The sequence below is a fragment of the Actinomadura decatromicini genome (genome assembly GCF_008121305.1).
GTDB lineage: Bacteria > Actinomycetota > Actinomycetes > Streptosporangiales > Streptosporangiaceae > Spirillospora > Spirillospora syzygii.
This window is the reverse complement of the sequence record NZ_VSRQ01000006.1, coordinates 371,765-388,844: the sequence shown is the minus strand read 5'-3', so window position 1 is coordinate 388,844 and position 17,080 is coordinate 371,765. Positions and strand designations below refer to the sequence as shown.

Sequence of the window (17,080 nt, the reverse complement as noted above, 5' to 3'; positions counted from 1 at the left end):
GGTGCCTCTCAGGAGCCGAATACGGGGTCGGCGGGGAGCCTGCGCAGCTCGCCCGGGACGGGGGTGGCGTAGGTGTAGTCGAACAGCGTGGACGCGTCGGGCGCCGGGCTCTCGTCGGCGAACGCGGCCGCCGCGTCGACCTCGGCCGTGACCTCGGCGTCCAGCCTGTCGCGGTCGTCGTGGGAGAGGATCCCGGCCTCCTCCAGCTCCAGCGCCGTCCGGGCCAGCGGGTCGGCGGCCTTGAGGGCCTCCTTCTCCTCCTTGGACCGGTACCGGGCCGGGTCGACGACCGAGTGGCCCTTGAGGCGCGGGCTCGTCGTCTCCAGCAGGTACGGCTTGCTCTCCGACCTGGCGCGCTCCACGGCGAGGCGGGCGGCGTCCCGGACGGCGACGACGTCGGTGCCGTCCACCCGGGCGCTCTCCATCCGGTACGCGGCGCCGCGCCGGTACAGCTCGGGCTCGGCGGCGGAGTTCTCCACGGTGGTGCCCATGCCGAGGCCGTTGTTGATCACGACGAAGACGACCGGGAGGTCCCAGAGGCCCGCGATGTTCAGCGACTCGTGGAACGCGCCGATCGCGGTCGTCCCGTCGCCCATGTGGCACATGACGACCTCGTCGCCGCCCTTGTAGGACACCGCGAGCGCCGCCCCGGCCGCGAGCGGCACCTGGCCGCCGACGATCCCGTACCCGCCGAGCAGCCGCGCCTCGGCGTCGAACAGGTGCATCGACCCGCCCCAGCCCTTGGACACGCCGGTCGACCGGCCGTACAGCTCCGCCATCACGCGGTCCGCGCCGATGCCCTTGGCCAGCGCGTAGCCGTGCTCGCGGTAGTTCGTGAAGAGGTAGTCGGAGGGGCGCAGGGCCGCCATCAGCCCGACGACCGTGGCCTCCTCGCCCAGGTTCAGATGGCAGTAGCCGCCGATCTTCGCCTCGGTGTAGGCGCGGGCGGCCCGCTCCTCGAACCGCCTGATGAGCAGCATCTGCCGGTAGTAGCCGACGAGCGTATCGGCGTCCGCCGCCGGGACCGGAGGCGTCGCCGCCGCGGTCTCCGGCCGGGGGGTCTTCGCGCCGCGCGTCCTCGATCGCGCGGCTCGGGGAGCCGATCGGACGGTCTCAGTCATCGGCGACCTTCCTCTGTCCGGGGCAGCGCCATAGGATCACCAGACGCTCCCGATCATCATTGATCTATGATCGATCATATTCGATCCTACCTGGGAGGACACCCCCTAGACCCCCCGGAAACGGCCGGGCCGCCGCCCTCCGCTCCGCTCGCGTCCCGCTCCCGCCACCGCTCAGCCCGTCAAGGGTCACTTACGGACGTGCCGTCTAACATGTCGTCCGTGAACGCGCCGACCCCAGCCCATCTGCTCCGCACCGGCCTCGCCGACCAGATCCGCGAGTTCATCGTGGACGGCATCAGCTCCGGCCGGTGGGAGCCCGGCGAGCGCGTCGTCGAGCGCCGGATCGCCGCCGAGCTGGGCGTCAGCCAGGGTCCCGTCCGGGAGGCGCTGCGCCAGCTGGAGGCGCAGCGGCTGATCGAGTCGCTGCCGAACCGGGGCGCCCGCGTCCGCGACTTCACCGAGCGGGACCTCGCGGAGATCTTCCCCGTCCGGGCCGGGCTGGAGCGGACGGCCGTGGAGCTCGCCCTGCCCCGGCTCGACGACCGCATGGACGCCCTCGAAGAGCACAACCGGCGGCTCGCCGCCGCCGCGCGGGACGGCGACCTCGTCGAGCAGATGCGGCTCAGCATCGCCTTCCACCGCGAGATCGTCGAGTCGGCGGGGAACCGGCTGCTCGTCTCGGTCTGGGAGGGCCTCGGCATCGAGCTGTGGACGACCCTGTCCCTGCGCCTCCACCAGACGGAGATCTACTCCAAGTCGGCCGAGCACGCCGAGCTGATCGAGGCGTTCCGCCGCCGCGACCCGCGCGCACCGCAGCTCCTGCACGACCACGTCATGAACTACGCGCCCGGCCGCCGGTCCTGATCGCTAGCCCTTCGCGCGGTAGGCGCTCGTGAGCTGCGCCTCGGCGTCGTCCAGGTAGGAGCGCAGCTCGCGCTCGGCCGCCGCCGGGTCGCCGTCCGCCAGGAGGTCGTGGATGCGCCGGTTGCGGGCGAGGTAGGGCTCGTGGAACTCGCGCGGCGAGCCCATCTCGTGGAAGACGAGCCGCATCTCGGCGAGCAGGTGCCGGGTCATCTCGTCCACCCGCGGGCTGCCGACGAGCCCGGCGAGCGCCCGGTGGAAGCGGATGTCGGCGGTGCCGACGTCGGCCCAGCGGCCCGCCCCGGCGGCGCGCTCGCCGTCGGCGACCGCCGCCTCGACGCGGGCGAGCGCGGCGGCGGGCGCGTCCGGCGCGCAGCGCACCCCCTCGCACTCCAGGATCCGCCGGACGCGGTACAGGTCGGCCAGGCCCTCGGCGGTGACGCGCCGGACGAACACCCCGCGGTTGAACTCGTGCACGAGCAGCCGCTCCTGGACGAGCAGCCGGAACGCCTCCCGCATCGTGTTGCGCGACACCTTCACGGCGCGGCAGAGGTCCTCCTCGGGGAGCCGGGCCCCGGGGACGAGCCGCCCGTCGGTGATCTGCTCGCGGAGCAGGTCGGCGACCCGGGCGGCGGTGCTGGAGCGATCCAGCCCGTGCCGCGCCGCCGCGATCTCGTCGAGCCACGACTCCTGCGTCGGCATCGGCCTGCCCTCCCGGTGGCGGCGGACGCCACGCGCTTCGACGTCGGTGCGACGGCCAGGCTATCCCAGCCGCGCCAGAAATAACCCTACAAAAGGATTGAAGGATTGTTCAACAATCTTTACCCTGGCGGAAAGGTCGCACCCCTGGAAGGTCAGCCCCCATGACGGACCGGACCACCCTGGAAAAGCCCCCCTCGCCACCCGCCCGCTCCCGCCGCGCCGCGCTCGCGGGCGCGATGTTCCTGATGGCGACCAGCGCCATCGGACCCGGCTTCATCACCCAGACCACCGTGTTCACCGCCAGGCTCGGCGCCGCGTTCGCGTTCGCGATCCTCGTGTCCGTGCTGGTGGACATCGCGATCCAGCTCAACGTGTGGCGCGTCGTCGGCGTGTCCGGGATGCGCGCGCAGGAGCTCGGCAACCGCGTCCTGCCCGGCGCGGGCTACGGCCTCGCCGCGCTGGACGTCTTCGGCGGCCTCGTGTTCAACATCGGCAACGTCGCGGGCACGGCGCTCGGTCTGAACGCGCTGCTCGGCCTGGACGTCAAGCTCGGCGGCGCGCTGTCCGCGCTGGTCGCCATCGCGGTCTTCCTCAGCCGCCGGGCCGGGGTCGCGATGGACCGGATCGTCATCGTGCTCGGCGCGGCGATGATCCTCCTGACGCTGTACGTGGCGTTCGTGTCGGAGCCGCCGCTCGGCGACGCGCTGCGGCAGAGCGTCGCGCCCGAGACCGTCGACTTCCTCGTCATCACCACCCTGATCGGCGGGACGGTCGGCGGCTACATCACCTACGCGGGCGCGCACCGCATGATCGAGTCCGGGCTGACCGGCGCGGGCAACGTCAAGGAGATCAACCGGAGCGCGGTCACCGGCATCCTCGTCACCGGGCTGATGCGGGTGCTGCTGTTCCTCGCCGTCCTCGGGGTCGTCGCGGGCGGCGTGACGCTCGCCAAGGAGAACCCGCCGTCGTCGGCCTTCCAGCACGCGGCGGGCGGCGCCGGGCTGCGGCTGTTCGGCGTGATCATGTGGGCGGCGGCGATCACGTCGGTGATCGGCGCGTCCTACACGTCGGTGTCGTTCCTGGTGTCGTTCTCGACGTTCGTCGAGCGGCACCGCAACCGCCTCGTGGTGGCGTTCATCGCGGTCTCCGCCGCGATCTACCTCGTGCTCGGCACCGCCCCGGCGAAGCTGCTCGTCCTCGCGGGCGCGCTGAACGGGATGATCCTGCCGTTCGGGCTCGGCGTCCTGCTCTGGGCGGCCGGACGGCGGCGCGACCTCCTCGGCGGCTACCGGTACCCGGTCTGGCTGCTCGCGCTCGGCGTCGCCGCGTGGCTGCTGTCGCTCTACCTCGGCTGGAACGCCCTGTCCGACCTCGATGACCTGTGGAAATGAGGGACGATGTGCTGATTCCCATACATAGCGCGAAAAGTCCGGCGCGTCCGGGAACCATGCGCCCGGGGCCGCGCGTTCCCCCTACAGGGCCGCTGGCGACAGTCCGGTACCTGGGGCGTCCGGGTCATGCGGCACTCGGCGTGGGGGTGTCGGGTGCCGCAGACCCGGACTCGCTCCGGCCCGCGGACGGCCGGCCGCCCGGTGTCCCCGCGGACGCGGCGGCGAACGGGATCGGGTTCGGGGGCCACCGCGTCCGCCGACACCGTGTTCGCCGGCACCGACTCGGCCGACACGGCATCCGCCGGTACCGGGGGGATTCATGAGCGCCCCGATCAATCCGGGCGAGCTGTCGCCCGGCCAGGCGAGGGCCCTGTTCCGCGCCGGGCTCCGCGCCCCCACCGCGGGCTGGTGCCGGGGCTGGACGCAGGCGAACCTGATCGCCGTGCCCCGTGAACACGCCTACGACCTGCTGCTGTTCGCCCAGCGCAACCCGAAGCCGTGCCCCGTCCTGGACGTGACCGAGCCCGGAGAGACGTCCGCGTCGCTGTTCTCCGGCGACCTGCGCACCGACCTTCCCGGTTACGTCGTCTACGAGGACGGCGAGCCGGTCGCCGAAGTCCCCGACGTGACCGGATACTGGCGGGGCGACCTCGTCTCGTTCCTCATCGGGTGCAGCTTCACCTTCGAGGCGGCGCTGCGGGAGGCGGGCGTGCCCGTCCGGCACGTCGAGCAGGGCCGGAACGTCCCGATGTACCGGACGAACCGCATGTGCCGCCGCGCCGGGGAGTTCGGCGGGCCGCTCGTCGTGTCGATGCGTCCCGTCCTGGCCGCGCAGGTCGCGGACGCCGTCCGGGTCACGGCGCGGTATCCGTCCGTGCACGGCGCGCCCGTCCACGTCGGCGACCCGGTCGAACTCGGCATCGACGACCTCGGACGGCCCGACTACGGCGACCCGGTCGACGTCCGGGTGGACGAGATCCCCGTGTTCTGGGCGTGCGGGGTGACCCCGCAGGCGGCCGTGGCGGCGTCCCGGCCGAAGTTCGCGATCGGGCACGCGCCCGGCCACATGGCGATCACCGACGCCCGCGACAGCCGGTACCTCGTGCCCTGATCCCGGGCATAGGCTGCTCCCCATGCCCGAGATCGTCGCCCCGGGCGACCGCCTCGGGGAGCGCTACCGCCTGGAACGACCGCTCGGCGCGGGCGGCATGGCGACCGTCTGGCGCGCGGTCGACCTCGTCCTCGACCGCGCCGTCGCCGTCAAGGTGCCCAAGGACGGCTGGCCGGAGGAGTTCACCCGGCGGCTCCGCCAGGAGGCGAAGGCGGCCGCGGGCCTCACGCACCCGAGCATCACCGGCGTGTACGACTACGGCGAGCAGGACGGCCGGACGCGGACCGTCCCCTACGTGGTCATGGAGCTGCTGGACGGGGAGAGCCTGTCCGCCCGCCTGACCCGCGGCCCGCTGTCCTGGCGGGAGGCCGCCGGGGTCTGCGCGCGGGTCGCCGACGCGCTGGCCGCCGCCCACGCCGCGGGGATCGTCCACCGCGACGTCAAGCCAGCCAACATCTTCCTCACCCCGGTCGGGGTGAAGGTCCTCGACTTCGGGATCGCGTTCACCGGCCCGGCGACGGCGGGCGGGCCCGTCCTCGGCACGCCCGCCTACGTCGCGCCCGAGCTGCTGACGGGCGCCGCGCCCACGGCGGCCGCCGACGTGTTCTCGCTGGGCGTCGTCCTGCACGAGGCGCTGACCGGGCTGCCGGTGTCGACGCCGTCCCTGCCGCCGGACGTGCCGGACGAGGTCGCCGCGCTCTGCCGCCGCTGCCTCGCCGAGCGTCCGGAGGACCGGCCGACGGCGGCGGAGGCGGCCCGGGTGCTCGCGGCGGCGGGCGGCGTCCAGCTCGCGACGCGGCACGGCGGGGACGACGCCCGTCCCGCCGAGCACGGCCGCTGGACGCCCGAGTCGCCGGAGCCGCCGGGGCCGCCGGACGCGACCGGCGTCCTGGCCGGTCCGCCCGTCCTGCCCGAGCCCGCGCCGAACCCGACGCGCGTCCTGGCCGAGCCGCCGCCGCAGGATCCGCCGCCCCCCGCACCGCGCTCCTTCCGGAGACCGCTGCTCATCGGCGGCGCCGCGGTCGGGGCCCTGGCCCTCGTGGCGCTGCTGCTGGCCGCGCTGGCGCCCGACTCGTCCGACCGGGCGAGCGCGGGACGGCCGCGATCGCCGTCCGCGACGAGCAGGCCACCGTCTACGGCGTGCTCGGTGTCCTACCGACTCCAGGGGACGTGGCCGGAGGGCTTCCAGGCGTCGGTCCGCATCACGAACCTCGGCGACCGGGCGATCGACGGCTGGACGCTCGGCTTCGAGTTCCCGGACGGGCAGTCGATCGTCCAGCTCTGGAACGGCGGCGGCAGCCAGAACGGCGCCGCGGTCACCGTCACGGCGGCGGGCTGGAACCGCTCGATCCCGCCGCGCGGGACGGCCGAGTTCGGCTTCCTCGGACGCCAGGACGGCGCGAACGGCGTGCCGTCCCGCTTCACGCTCAACGGCGGCGAGTGCCGGAGCTGACCGGTCGGCTCGCCCGGGTCATCAGCTCGCCGGGGTCATCAGCTCGACGCCGATCAGCGACGCGAGCACGAGCGTCCGCTGCGGCTCGGGCAGGGGTGCGAACACCCGGACGGTGTGGCGCCGACGCCGGTCGTTGTAGGGGGAGTGGGCGGTCAGATACGACCCGATCCGCGTGCCGCCGGGATCGGTGATCGTGCCCTCCTCGTTCGGGTTCCGCATGCCGGGCCCGGTCACGAACGCGATCTCGTTGCGCTGCGCGTCGAGGAGCCCGTAGCGCCCGCCCCGCTTGCCGGACATCAGCTTGACGACGCCGCCCAGCCCGCCCGTCATGACCGCGACCGAGCCGATCAGGCCGCCGTTCGGCGCGACGACGTAGGCGGGCTGCGGGCGCATCGGGTCGTTGGTGCGGTCGACGTAGAAGTACGGCGTCCCGTCGGGCCCGGCGACGCAGACCACCGTGCGGGTCTCGTCGTACTGGGCGTGCGGGTTCGCGTACGGCATCGCCGCCTCGTCCTGCCGCTGGACGGGCACGCGGGTGACGCTGGCGAGCAGTTCCCCGCCGTCGTGGACGACGTACTCGCGCGGCCGCTGCGGCTCGTCGATCGTCCAGGTGAGCGCTTCGTACAGGGACGGCACGTCAGCTCCGGGTCAGGTCGAAGGCGAGGGGCGAGGCGATGACCATCGTGCGCAGCGGCTCGGGGAGCTGGTACATGAGCTGCAGGACGTACCGGTCCTTGAAGGTCGCCTCCCGGACGTCGGCGTGCGCGATGAGCTGCCCGTTCACGTCGGTGTAGTCGCAGCCGACCGGGATCCACCGGAGGGTGTCGTCGCCGGGCGTGCCGACCTGCCGCATCTCCCACGCCAGCTCGCACAGCGGACGGTCGGCGCCGTCGAGCAGGCGGTGCCGCATCGCGGGCGCGCGGCCGAACATGGCGCCCATCATGCCGCCCGCCGCCATCTGCCGCGCCACGCCCTGCAGGTCGTACTGGAACCGGCCGATCACCGCGCCGCCGGGCGCCACCACCGCGACCGGCGCGCCGTCCTGGTGGTCGACGTAGAACAGCGGCGCGCCGTCGAGCCCGCCGACCTGGACGACGACCCTCGCGTTCTTGAGGCCCGAGCCGAACATGCCGAGCAGTCCCTTGCGCGGTTTCGGACCCGCGACCTGCGTCGCGTGACCGAGGGGCAGGTCGTTCTCGCCCTCGATCCGGTAGTCGAGCTGCGACGACTGCTGTTCGATCTTCAGGAAGGGCGAATTCAACAGGTCGGTCATGACATGCGAGCCTAGCGCGGTGTGTACGGGCTCGCGGGCGATACCGCGGCCGTCCGCCCCATTCCGGCTTCGCGGCATTGGAAAAATGGGCAGACTCGATTTCGGAGTTCACCGACGGCCGACCCGAGACCGGAATTGACCTTCTTTGGGGGATTTGTGGCGCGCCCATTGGCGGGACGCCACGGCGATTCGACGTCCGGGCGGCCGACGCCGCGGATCGCGGCGGGCAGAAACTGGGAGGAAGACATGCACAAGTCGCGTGCCCGTCTCCGCTGGGCCGTATTGGCGACGGGAATGGCCGTCATCGCGCAGGCGGCGCCCGCGCAGGCGCGCGAACCGGCCGCCGCCTACCGGCTGTGGGTGACGCCCGAGCGGGGGCACGGCACCGTCCGCACGCTGACCTGCGACCCGGACGGAGGCACCCACCAGGATCCACGCCGAGCCTGTGCGCAGCTCAAATCCGTGCGCGGCGAGGTATCGCGCATTCCCGCGCAGGACGGGGTGTGCACATTGGAGTACGCGCCCGTCCGGGTCCGCGCCGAGGGGCGCTGGCACGGCGCGCCCCGGCATTTCGCCCGCACCTATGGCAACCGGTGCGCGGCGGTGCGGGAGACCGGCGGAATCCTTTTCCGGTAAGGGCGCTGATCGCCGACCCGCGGGCCGCCGGACGGGACCCGGCGTGCTTTCCGGCGGCCCGCCCGAAATGGAGGGCTTCGACGCAATGCTGGCCCATACGGGACCGGACGTCCTGGTGACCTATGAGCGGACCGGCGGATTCGCCGGGCTCGACGACCGCGTGACCGTCGACGATTCGGGGACGGCGCTCGTCCGCGACCGGAAGATCATGCTGCGGGACGATGAAATGCGCGGCCTGCGCGCCGCGCTCCGCCGGATCGTGACCACGCGATCGTCACCGGCCGGATGCCAGGTGGCCGATCACTTCACCTACACGCTCACCTATCGGGGGCGCCGGGCGACGCGCTGCCGGGTGCCGCCGGACTGGCGGGCGGCGGTGGAGCGGCTCGACGCGCTGCTCGCCCGCTGACCGCCTTACAGGAGAAGGCGCGCCGTCCGCGGAAAGGAGACGGCGCGCCTTCGGTCGTCGGTTCAGCGGCGGGCCGCGGCCCGGGTGTGCAGGTCGCGCATCGCGGACTCCAGGGACGCGACCGGCCCGTCCACCTGGATGCCGGGCACGACCTCCTGGATCGGGAAGGCCGTGACCGGGCCGGGCGGGACGCCGAGGTCCGCCCGCCACGCCGCGAGCTGCGCGGCCGACAGGATGTAGACGATGCGTCCGAGCCCGACCCACCCGTGCGCGGCCGAGCACATCGGGCAGTGCTCCCCGGACGTGAACACGGTCGCCGCCGCCCGGTCCGCCTCGGACAGGTTGTTCGCCGCCCAGCGCGCGGCCTCGAACTCCGGGTGCCGGGTGTGGTCGCCGCCCGCCGTGCGGTTGCGGTCCTCGAACAGGGCCTTGCCGTCCGCCCCCACGAGGACCGTTCCGAACGGTTCGTCGGACGCCTCCAGCGCCTCGGCGGCCAGCTCCACGCAGCGCTTCAGATGGACGAGCTCGCCGTCGGTCGGTTCGTATGCCATGCCCGGATCATGTCAGGCAGACTCGCGAAGGACCAGGTGAGGGCGCAGGATGACCACCGGGTCCGGGAGCGTCTCGCCGCGGATCCGGGACACCAGCAGCCGCGCCATCTCCACGCCCATCTCCTCCGGCGACTGGTGGACGGTCGTCAGCGGCGGGTCGGCGAGCGGCGCGGCGGCCGAGTCGTCGAACCCGATCACCGCCACGTCGTCCGGGACGCCGCGGCCGTGCCGGTGCAGCGCCCGCAGCGCGCCGAGCGCCATCGGGTCGTCGGCGGCGAACACCGCGTCCAGGCCGGGCTCGGCGGCGAGCAGCCGCTCCGCCGCCGCGACCCCGCTGGCCTCGCCGAAGTCGCCGTACTCGACGCGCTCGGGCAGCCCGGCGGCGGCGAGCGCGTCCCGGTAGCCGGCCAGCCGGTCGATGCCGACGCCCATGTCCTGCGGACCGGCGATGGTCGCGATCCGCCGCCGCCCCTGCGCGACGAGGTGCGCGACGGCCTCCCGGGCCCCGCTGCGGTTGTCGACGTCGACGTAGCTGACCGGGTGCAGGCCGGGCGGCCGCCCGCCGAGCACGGTCGGCACGCCGCCCGCCTCCAGCTTGGCGGGCAGCGGGTCCTCGGCGTGCAGGGACGTGAGGAGCACGCCGTCCACGTGCTGGGCGGTGAGGTAGTCCTCCAGCCGGTCGTACTCGGCGGGGGAGCGGGCGAGCGCGAGCAGGAGCTGCAGCCCGGTGTCGCCGAGCCCGTTGCTGATCCCGCGGATGATCCCGGCGAAGTACGGCTCGTGGAACAGCCGCTGGTCGGACTCGGCGACGACGAGCGCCACCGTGTCGGTGCGGCGGGTGACGAGCTGCCGCGCCGCGCGGTTCGGCACGTAGCCGAGCTCGTCGATCGCCTTCAGCACCGCCGCGCGCGCCTGCGGGCTGACCCGCGGCGAGCCGTTCACCACCCGGGACACCGTGCCGCGGCCGACCCCGGCCCGCGCCGCGACCTCCTCCAGGGTCGGCCGCCCGCCCCTACCCGTCATCTGGCCCCCTCCGTGTGTGCCGTCCGGGCGGTCAGGGCCGTCCGGGCAGCCCGCCGCGCCGGATCACCCCGGCGTACCAGCGAGCGCTCTCCTTGGGCGCGCGGCGCTGCGTCGCGTAGTCGACGTGAACCAGGCCGAAGCGCTTCGAGTAGCCCCAGGCCCACTCGAAATTATCCAGCAGGGACCACGTGAAGTAGCCGCGAAGCGGGACACCGCCGGCGACGGCGTCGTGGCACGCCCGCAGGTGCGCGTCGAGGTAGGCGATGCGCGCGGCGTCTTGGACCGTGCCATTCTCGTCCGGCGCCTCGTCGTAGCCCGCGCCGTTCTCCGTGATGTACAGCGGGACGGACGGGTACTCGCGGTGCACCCGGCTCAGCACCTCGTGCAGCCCGCCCGCGTCGATCTCCCAGCCCATCCCGGTGACCGGGCGCCCGCCCGGCACGAACCGGACGTGCTCGCTGCCCACCCAGGGGGAGTGCGCGGCGAACGGCGACGACGCGGTCTGGCTCGCCTCGCCGGGCGTCCCGGCGACGGTGTGCCGCGAGTAGTAGTTGATGCCGAGGTGGTCGAGCGGGCGGCCGATGACGTCCAGGTCGGCGTCGAGGTCCGCGCCTCCCGGGACGAACCCGAGCCGCTCCGTGTCCGCCAGCACGTCCGCCGGGTAGCGGCCGAGCAGCAGCGGGTCGAGGAACAGCCGGTTCTGCAGGCCGTCGACGCGGCGCGCGGCGTCCACGTCGGCGGGGTCGTCGGTCGCGGGCGACACCGCGTAGAGGTTCACGGCCGCGCCGACCAGGGTGCCCGCGTTCGCGGCCCGCATGGCGTCGGCGGCGAGGCCGTGGCCGAGCATCAGGTGGTGCGCGGCCCTCAGCGCGGCGACCGGGTCGCGGCGTCCCGGCGCGTGCTCCCCGGAGGCGTAGCCGAGGAACGCCGCGCACCACGGCTCGTTCACCGTCGTCCAGTGCCGGACGCGGTCGCCGAGCGCGCCGTGGACCAGCGCCGCGTACTCGGCGAACCGGTGCGCGGTGTCCCGCTCAGGCCAGCCGCCCGCGTCCTCCAGCGGCTGCGGCAGGTCCCAGTGGTAAAGCGTCGGCCAGGGCTCGATGCCCGCCGCGAGCAGCGCGTCCACGAGCCGCCGGTAGAAGTCGAGGCCCTCCTCGTTGACGGCCCCGCTCCCGGACGGCAGCACGCGCGGCCAGGAGATCGAGAACCGGTAGGCGGTGAGGCCGAGGTCCGCCATCAGCGCCACGTCGCCGGCGAACCGGTGGTAGTGGTCGACCGCGACGTCGCCGGTGTCGCCGCCGAGGACCTTGCCGGGGGTGCGGGCGAAGGTGTCCCAGATGGAAGGGCCGCGTCCGCCCTCGTTGGCGGCGCCCTCGATCTGGTAGGCGGCGGTGGCGGCGCCCCAGCGGAACCCCGCCGGGAACGCCGCGACGGAAGCCGCGCCGGTCTCGTCCTGAATGGAGGTCACGCCTTCACTGCACCTTCCATGATCCCGCCGATGATCTGGCGGCCGAAAACGACGAACACGACGAGCAGCGGCAGGATCGCCACGGACGTCCCGGCGAACATGAGCGTGTAGTCCTTGAAGTAGGCGTTCGCCAGGTTGTTGATCGAGAGCTGGACCGTGGGGTTGTCCGGGCTCAGCACGGCGAGCGGCCACATGAACTCGTTCCAGGTCTGCATGAACGTGAACAGGCCGAGCACGCCCGCGGCGGGACGCAGCGCGGGCAGCACCACGCGCCAGTAGACGCCGAACGTGCTGCACCCGTCGACGCGGGCCGCCTCGATCAGCTCGTCCGGGATGGCCTGGTCGGCGTACTGCCGCATCATGAACACGCCGAACCCGGTGACCAGGAACGGGACGATCACCGCCTGCAGATGGTTCTGCCAGCCCAGCTTCACCGTGATCATGTAGAGCGGGATGACGCCCATCTGCACCGGGATCATCATCGTCGCGACGATCGTGAGCAGCAGCGCGTTCCGGCCGCGGAAGCGCAGCTTGGCGAACGCGAACCCGGCGAGCGAGGCGAAGAACACCGTCGAGACCGTCACCGCGCCGGACGCGACGGCCGAGTTCAGCAGCCCCTTCGCGAAGTACGCCTCGGGGTTGTCGAAGAGGCGTCCGACGTTGTCGGCGCCCTGCCCGCCGGGCAGCAGCGGCGGCGGGACGTCGGCGACGACGCTGTTCGTCCGCGTCGCCACGATGATCATCCAGTAGATCGGGAAGACCGACAGCGCCAGCGCGGCGACCAGCGTGAGGTAGGTGAGCGGGCTAGCGTTCCACAGCCCGCGGAACCGTCCGGGGCGCCGGGCGTGTCGGCCGGTGAGGAGCGTGGTCACCTCGTGCCTCCCGCGCGCCGCACGGCCAGGAAGTTGAGCAGCGAGAACACGATGATCATGAGGAACAGGGCCCACGCGACGGTCGCGCCGTAGCCGTACCGGTCGTGGCCGAAGGCGTTGTCGTACATGTACATCGTGATCGTCTGGAACTGGTGCATCGGGCCGCCGTCCATCTTGTTGGGGGTGCCGACGCTGAACAGGACCGGCTCGGTGAAGAGCTGGAGCCCGCCGATCGTCGAGATGATCACCGTGAAGAGGATCGTCGGCCGCAGCATCGGCACGGTGATCTGCCAGAACTGCCGGATCCTGGACGCGCCGTCGATCGCCGCGGCCTCGTAGAGGTCCCTCGGGATCGCCTGCATGGCGGCCAGGTAGATGAGCGCGTTGTAGCCGGTCCAGCGCCAGTCGACCATCGTCGCGATGGCGACCCACGACCAGCCGCGGCTGCTCGTCCAGGCGACCGGGTCGATCCCGGCCAGGCCGAGCGCCCAGTTGACCATGCCCCAGTCCTTGTCGAACATCTGGGTGAACACGATCGCGACGGCGGCGGTCGAGGTGACGAGCGGCGCGACCATCCCGATCCGGAACAGCGTCGGCATCCGCATGCGCCGGTTCAGCGCGTTCGCGGCGAGCAGCGCGAGCAGGAGCTGCGGGACGGTCGCGACGACGAAGATCCCGAGCGTGTTGACGGTCGCGTGCCAGAAGTCGGCGTCGGTCAGCAGGTAGTCGTAGTTGTCGAGGCCGACGAACCTCCGCGTCCCGGACGCGAGCTCCCAGTCGTGCAGCGAGACCCAGAGGGTGTAGCCGAGCGGGAACGCGCCGAACACGACGAAGACGAGGTAGAACGGCGAGATGAAGGCGTAGGGCGCGCCCCGCAGGTCGAGCCTGGCGAGCCGCGCCCGCCAGGCGCGGCGGGGCCCGGGCCTGGCAGGCGCGGGCGGCGGGCCCTTCCGGCCGGGGCGCAGCTCGATGGTCATCGCGGTGCGCCTCCTTTCCGAGGTGGTCGAAGGACGGCGTTGGGCGGGCGGGGGACGGCGGCGGCGCCGGCGCGGCGGGTGCGCCGCCGCCGTCCCGGTTCGCGGACGGCCGCCGGGATCACCGGGCCGCCTTCTTCGCCTCCTCGACCGACGCGGACCAGGCGTCGGCGGGCTTGCGCCGCCCCTGCCCGACGGAGATCAGGACGTTCTCCACCGCCGCCCGCACGTCCTCGTTCTTCGGCCCGAGGTGCACCGGCTTCACCGCGGACACGAGCTGCCCGAAGATCTGGCCGATCGGCGCGTCGTTGAAGTAGGCGCTCTTCGCCCCGGCGACCGCCGGGTCCTGCGCGGCCTGCGGCGACGACGGGAAGACGTTCTTCTCCTTGAACGCGCCCACCTGCCCCTCCGGCGAGGTCAGGAACTCGGCGAGCGCGGCGGCGGCCTTGGCGTGCTTCGTCTGCTTCGGGACGGCGAGCCACGACCCGCCCCAGTACCCGGACCCGCCCGGAGTGGTCGCCACGTCCCACTTTCCCTTGCCGTAGGACCCGGAGAAGTCCTCGATGCCGCCGAGCATCCAGGACGGGCACGGCACGGTGGCGAACGAGTCGCGCTTGAGCGCGGTCTGCCACGGCGGCGTGAAGATCGACATGTCGGCGGTGAGCTTGTTCTGCTCGAACTTCAGCGCCGTGTCGAACGCCTGCCGCACGCCCGGGTTGGTGTCGTAGGCGAGGTTGCCGCTCTTGTCGAAGAAGCTGTAGCCGGGACCGTTCCCGGCGTTCTGCAGGACGGTCGCGCGGAACACGGCGGTGGGGCCGTCCAGCCACTTCGTGCCGGGCACCTTGCTCTCGAACTTCTGCCCGGTGGCGAGGAACTGGTCCCACGTCGGCCAGAGCTTGCCGACCTCGTCGCGGTCGGTCGGCAGGCCCGCCTTCTTGAACAGGTCGGTGCGGTAGCACATGGCGAGCGGGCCGACGTCGGTGCCGAGGCCGACGAGCTGCCCGCCGTCCGGGCTGACGCCCATCTGCCACTTCCACGGCAGGAAGTTCTTCTCCAGCGCCCTGCCGCCGTAGTCGAACAGGTTGAGGAACTTCGCGCGCTGCTGCATGTAGAGGGGGAGGATGCCCTCCTCCAGCATGACGACGTCGCCCGCGCCGCTGCCGGTGGCCATCCACTGCTGGATGCGGGGCTTGTACTCGTCCAGGCTGGAGACCTTGCGCTGCTTGATCTTGACGTTGGGGTGGGTCTGCTCGTACTGCTTGTAGAGCGCGTCGTAGCCGGGCTCGCCGAAGACGTCGACGGTGAGCTCGACCGGCCCGGACTCGGCGCCGCCCTCGTCCGCCTTGTCGTCGCCGCCGCAGGCGACGGCGAGGGCGCCGGCGATCACGGCCGCCATCGCCGTGCTCAGCCCGCGCCGCATGATGGCCCTCATCGCGGGACCCCTCTCAGGTTGTGACTCGCTTGTGGGAGCGCTCCCACGGATGAAAGACCGTGACCGGGTTCACTGTCAATGCGCCGAAATGAAACCGTTACCTGGCGGTCACCTGGTCAGTCGTCCGCGGGGACGTCCCACCACAGGGCCGTGTCAGGGGGAAGTTCGGCGGTGCCGTTGTCGACTCGGTACGGCCCGCTGGCCAGCAGCGGCGTGCCCGGCACCGGGACGCGGGCGGCGTGTTCGCCCAGGTTGACGGCGCATCCGAGCCGCCGTCCGCCGTCCGAGCCGTCGCCCGTGCCCGTCCGGACGAAGGAGAGCGTGCCGGGCGGGCCGTCCAGCCAGTGCAGCCGCCCGCCGCCGAGCGCCGGATGGTCCCGCCGGACGCGCAGCGCCTCGCGGTAGAGGGCGAGCATCGAGCCGGGGTCGCCGCGCTGCGCCGCCACCGTGAGGTCGCGCCACGCGGTCGGCATCGGCAGCCACGACGCGGGGCCCGCGCCGAACCCGAACGGCGGCTCCTCGCCGTCCCACGGCAGCGGGACGCGGCAGCCGTCGCGCCCGTCGCCCCCGCCGCGCCGCCGCTGCGGGTCCTGCTGGAACTCCTCCGGCAGGTCGAGGACCTCGGGCAGGCCGAGCTCCTCGCCCTGGTAGACGTAGGACGACCCGGGCAGCGCGAGCGTCAGCAGCGCCGCCGCGCGGGCCCGCCGCAGCCCGGCCGCGCCGCCGCCGTACCGGGTGACGTGCCGTTTCACGTCGTGGTTCGACAGGACCCAGGTGGCGGGCGCGCCGACCGCGTCCGCCGTGCGCAGCGACTCCGCGATCACCTCCCGCATCCGGGACGCGTCCCACGGCGCGGTCAGGTAGTGGAAGTTGAACGCCTGGTGCAGCTCGTCCGGACGGGTGTAGGCGGCGAGCCGCTCGGGCGTCGGCGCCCACGCCTCGGCGACCGCGATCCGCTCCCCGCCGTTCGCGGCACCGTAGGCGTCGAGGAGGCGGCGCCACTCGCGGTGGATCTCGTGGACGGGATCCTGGTCGAAGTACGGGAGGACGGCCGTGCCGAGCATCTCCGCCTGGTTCCCGTGCCCGACGTCGGGGAGGCCGGGGGCCTTGGCCATGCCGTGCGCGACGTCGACGCGGAAGCCGTCCGCGCCGAGGTCGAGCCAGAACCGCAGGATGCTCGCGAACTCGTCGTGGACCTCGGGGTTCTCCCAGTTCAGGTCCGGTTGCTCAGCGGCGAACAGGTGCAGGTACCACTGGCCGTCCGGGACGCGCGTCCAGGCGGGCCCGCCGAACACCGACTCCCAGTCGTTCGGCGGGTCGGCGCCGTCCGGGCCCCGGCCGTCCCGGAAGACGTAGCGGGCGCGCGCGGCGGAGCCGGGCGGCGCGGCGAGCGCCGCGCGGAACCAGGCGTGCCGGTCGGAGGTGTGGTTCGGGACGACGTCCACGATGATCCGCAGGCCGCGCGCGTGCGCGTCGGCGATCAGGGCGCGGGCGTCGTCGAGGGTGCCGAACAGGGGGTCGACGTCGCGGTAGTCGGCCACGTCGTAGCCGAAGTCGGCCATCGGGGAGACGTAGAACGGGGTGAGCCACAGCGCGTCCACGCCGAGGTCGGCGAGGTGGGGCAGCCGGGACCGGACGCCCGGCAGGTCGCCGACGCCGTCGCCGTCCGAGTCGGCGAAGCTGCGGACGTACACCTGGTAGATGACGGCGTCGCGCCACCAGCCGCCGGGCTCCGCCGCGCCGCCGGACGGGGGGACGGCCAGGGTGTCCTCGGTCATGAACGTCCTTTCGCGGAGGAGGGCG

The 17,080-nt window shown here is 73.1% G+C and carries 17 protein-coding genes; 6 read left to right on the top strand and 11 right to left on the bottom strand.

Annotation, left to right across the window (positions count from 1 at the left end; translation table 11 throughout):
- Positions 1-8: 8 nt before the first annotated feature.
- On the bottom strand, positions 9-1,121 hold the full coding sequence (gene pdhA, locus FXF68_RS28065) for a pyruvate dehydrogenase (acetyl-transferring) E1 component subunit alpha (RefSeq protein ID WP_148764319.1): 1,113 nt from the start codon (positions 1,119-1,121) through the stop codon (positions 9-11).
- Between the two features lie 219 nt (positions 1,122-1,340).
- On the opposite strand from pdhA, the gene FXF68_RS28060 reads away from it, so the two are divergent.
- A complete protein-coding gene (locus tag FXF68_RS28060) occupies positions 1,341-1,985 on the top strand; it encodes a GntR family transcriptional regulator (RefSeq protein ID WP_246178980.1) in 645 nt (214 codons plus the stop codon).
- 3 nt (positions 1,986-1,988) lie between these two features.
- On the opposite strand, the gene FXF68_RS28055 is transcribed toward FXF68_RS28060, so the two are convergent.
- Positions 1,989-2,684 (bottom strand): GntR family transcriptional regulator, encoded by a 696-nt coding sequence (locus FXF68_RS28055; RefSeq protein WP_148764315.1) that lies wholly within the window; start codon positions 2,682-2,684, stop codon positions 1,989-1,991.
- A 161-nt stretch (positions 2,685-2,845) separates the two neighbouring features.
- On the opposite strand from FXF68_RS28055, the gene FXF68_RS28050 reads away from it, so the two are divergent.
- The 3 genes from FXF68_RS28050 to FXF68_RS28035 all read left to right on the top strand — a co-directional run bounded on the left by FXF68_RS28050 (position 2,846) and on the right by FXF68_RS28035 (position 6,639).
- Complete coding sequence (locus FXF68_RS28050; RefSeq protein WP_148764313.1) at positions 2,846-4,075, top strand: NRAMP family divalent metal transporter; 1,230 nt, start codon at positions 2,846-2,848, stop codon at positions 4,073-4,075.
- Between the two features lie 319 nt (positions 4,076-4,394).
- A complete protein-coding gene (locus FXF68_RS28040; protein ID WP_148764311.1) occupies positions 4,395-5,186 on the top strand; it encodes a putative hydro-lyase in 792 nt (263 codons plus the stop codon).
- Positions 5,187-5,208: 22 nt separating this feature from the next.
- Entirely contained in the window at positions 5,209-6,639 is a 1,431-nt protein-coding gene (locus FXF68_RS28035; protein ID WP_148764309.1) for a protein kinase domain-containing protein, read from the top strand.
- 21 nt (positions 6,640-6,660) lie between these two features.
- Here the strand turns inward: FXF68_RS28035 and FXF68_RS28030 are convergent, their stop codons facing one another.
- Complete coding sequence (locus tag FXF68_RS28030) at positions 6,661-7,275, bottom strand: hypothetical protein (protein WP_148764307.1); 615 nt, start codon at positions 7,273-7,275, stop codon at positions 6,661-6,663.
- A gap of 1 nt (position 7,276) precedes the next feature.
- Positions 7,277-7,912, bottom strand: coding sequence for a hypothetical protein (locus FXF68_RS28025; RefSeq protein ID WP_148764306.1), 636 nt, complete (start codon positions 7,910-7,912; stop codon positions 7,277-7,279).
- A 246-nt stretch (positions 7,913-8,158) separates the two neighbouring features.
- On the opposite strand from FXF68_RS28025, the gene FXF68_RS28020 reads away from it, so the two are divergent.
- Together FXF68_RS28020 and FXF68_RS28015 are read left to right on the top strand one after the other, a co-directional pair.
- Positions 8,159-8,548, top strand: coding sequence for an SSI family serine proteinase inhibitor (locus tag FXF68_RS28020; protein ID WP_148764304.1), 390 nt, complete (start codon positions 8,159-8,161; stop codon positions 8,546-8,548).
- An 85-nt stretch (positions 8,549-8,633) separates the two neighbouring features.
- Positions 8,634-8,957, top strand: coding sequence for a protealysin inhibitor emfourin (locus FXF68_RS28015; protein ID WP_187438143.1), 324 nt, complete (start codon positions 8,634-8,636; stop codon positions 8,955-8,957).
- 62 nt (positions 8,958-9,019) lie between these two features.
- On the opposite strand, the gene FXF68_RS28010 is transcribed toward FXF68_RS28015, so the two are convergent.
- From FXF68_RS28010 to FXF68_RS27980, 7 genes are all read right to left on the bottom strand, one after another.
- Positions 9,020-9,508, bottom strand: coding sequence for a nucleoside deaminase (locus tag FXF68_RS28010; protein WP_148764300.1), 489 nt, complete (start codon positions 9,506-9,508; stop codon positions 9,020-9,022).
- Between the two features lie 12 nt (positions 9,509-9,520).
- Positions 9,521-10,531, bottom strand: coding sequence for a LacI family DNA-binding transcriptional regulator (locus tag FXF68_RS28005; protein WP_148764299.1), 1,011 nt, complete (start codon positions 10,529-10,531; stop codon positions 9,521-9,523).
- Between the two features lie 31 nt (positions 10,532-10,562).
- A complete protein-coding gene (locus FXF68_RS28000) occupies positions 10,563-11,999 on the bottom strand; it encodes a GH1 family beta-glucosidase (protein WP_187438142.1) in 1,437 nt (478 codons plus the stop codon).
- On the bottom strand, positions 11,996-12,871 hold the full coding sequence (locus FXF68_RS27995; RefSeq protein WP_222870119.1) for a carbohydrate ABC transporter permease: 876 nt from the start codon (positions 12,869-12,871) through the stop codon (positions 11,996-11,998). Before FXF68_RS27995 ends, FXF68_RS28000 begins: the two co-directional genes overlap by 4 nt.
- Positions 12,868-13,848 carry a carbohydrate ABC transporter permease gene (locus FXF68_RS27990; RefSeq protein WP_148764297.1) on the bottom strand — a complete coding sequence of 327 codons (981 nt, stop codon included), beginning with the start codon at positions 13,846-13,848 and terminating at the stop codon, positions 12,868-12,870. The genes FXF68_RS27995 and FXF68_RS27990 overlap by 4 nt, the downstream gene beginning before the upstream one ends.
- 118 nt (positions 13,849-13,966) lie before the next feature.
- Complete coding sequence (locus FXF68_RS27985; RefSeq protein WP_148764295.1) at positions 13,967-15,277, bottom strand: ABC transporter substrate-binding protein; 1,311 nt, start codon at positions 15,275-15,277, stop codon at positions 13,967-13,969.
- Between the two features lie 116 nt (positions 15,278-15,393).
- Positions 15,394-17,055 carry a glycoside hydrolase family 13 protein gene (locus FXF68_RS27980; protein ID WP_148764293.1) on the bottom strand — a complete coding sequence of 554 codons (1,662 nt, stop codon included), beginning with the start codon at positions 17,053-17,055 and terminating at the stop codon, positions 15,394-15,396.
- Between the last annotated feature and the right edge of the window lie 25 nt (positions 17,056-17,080).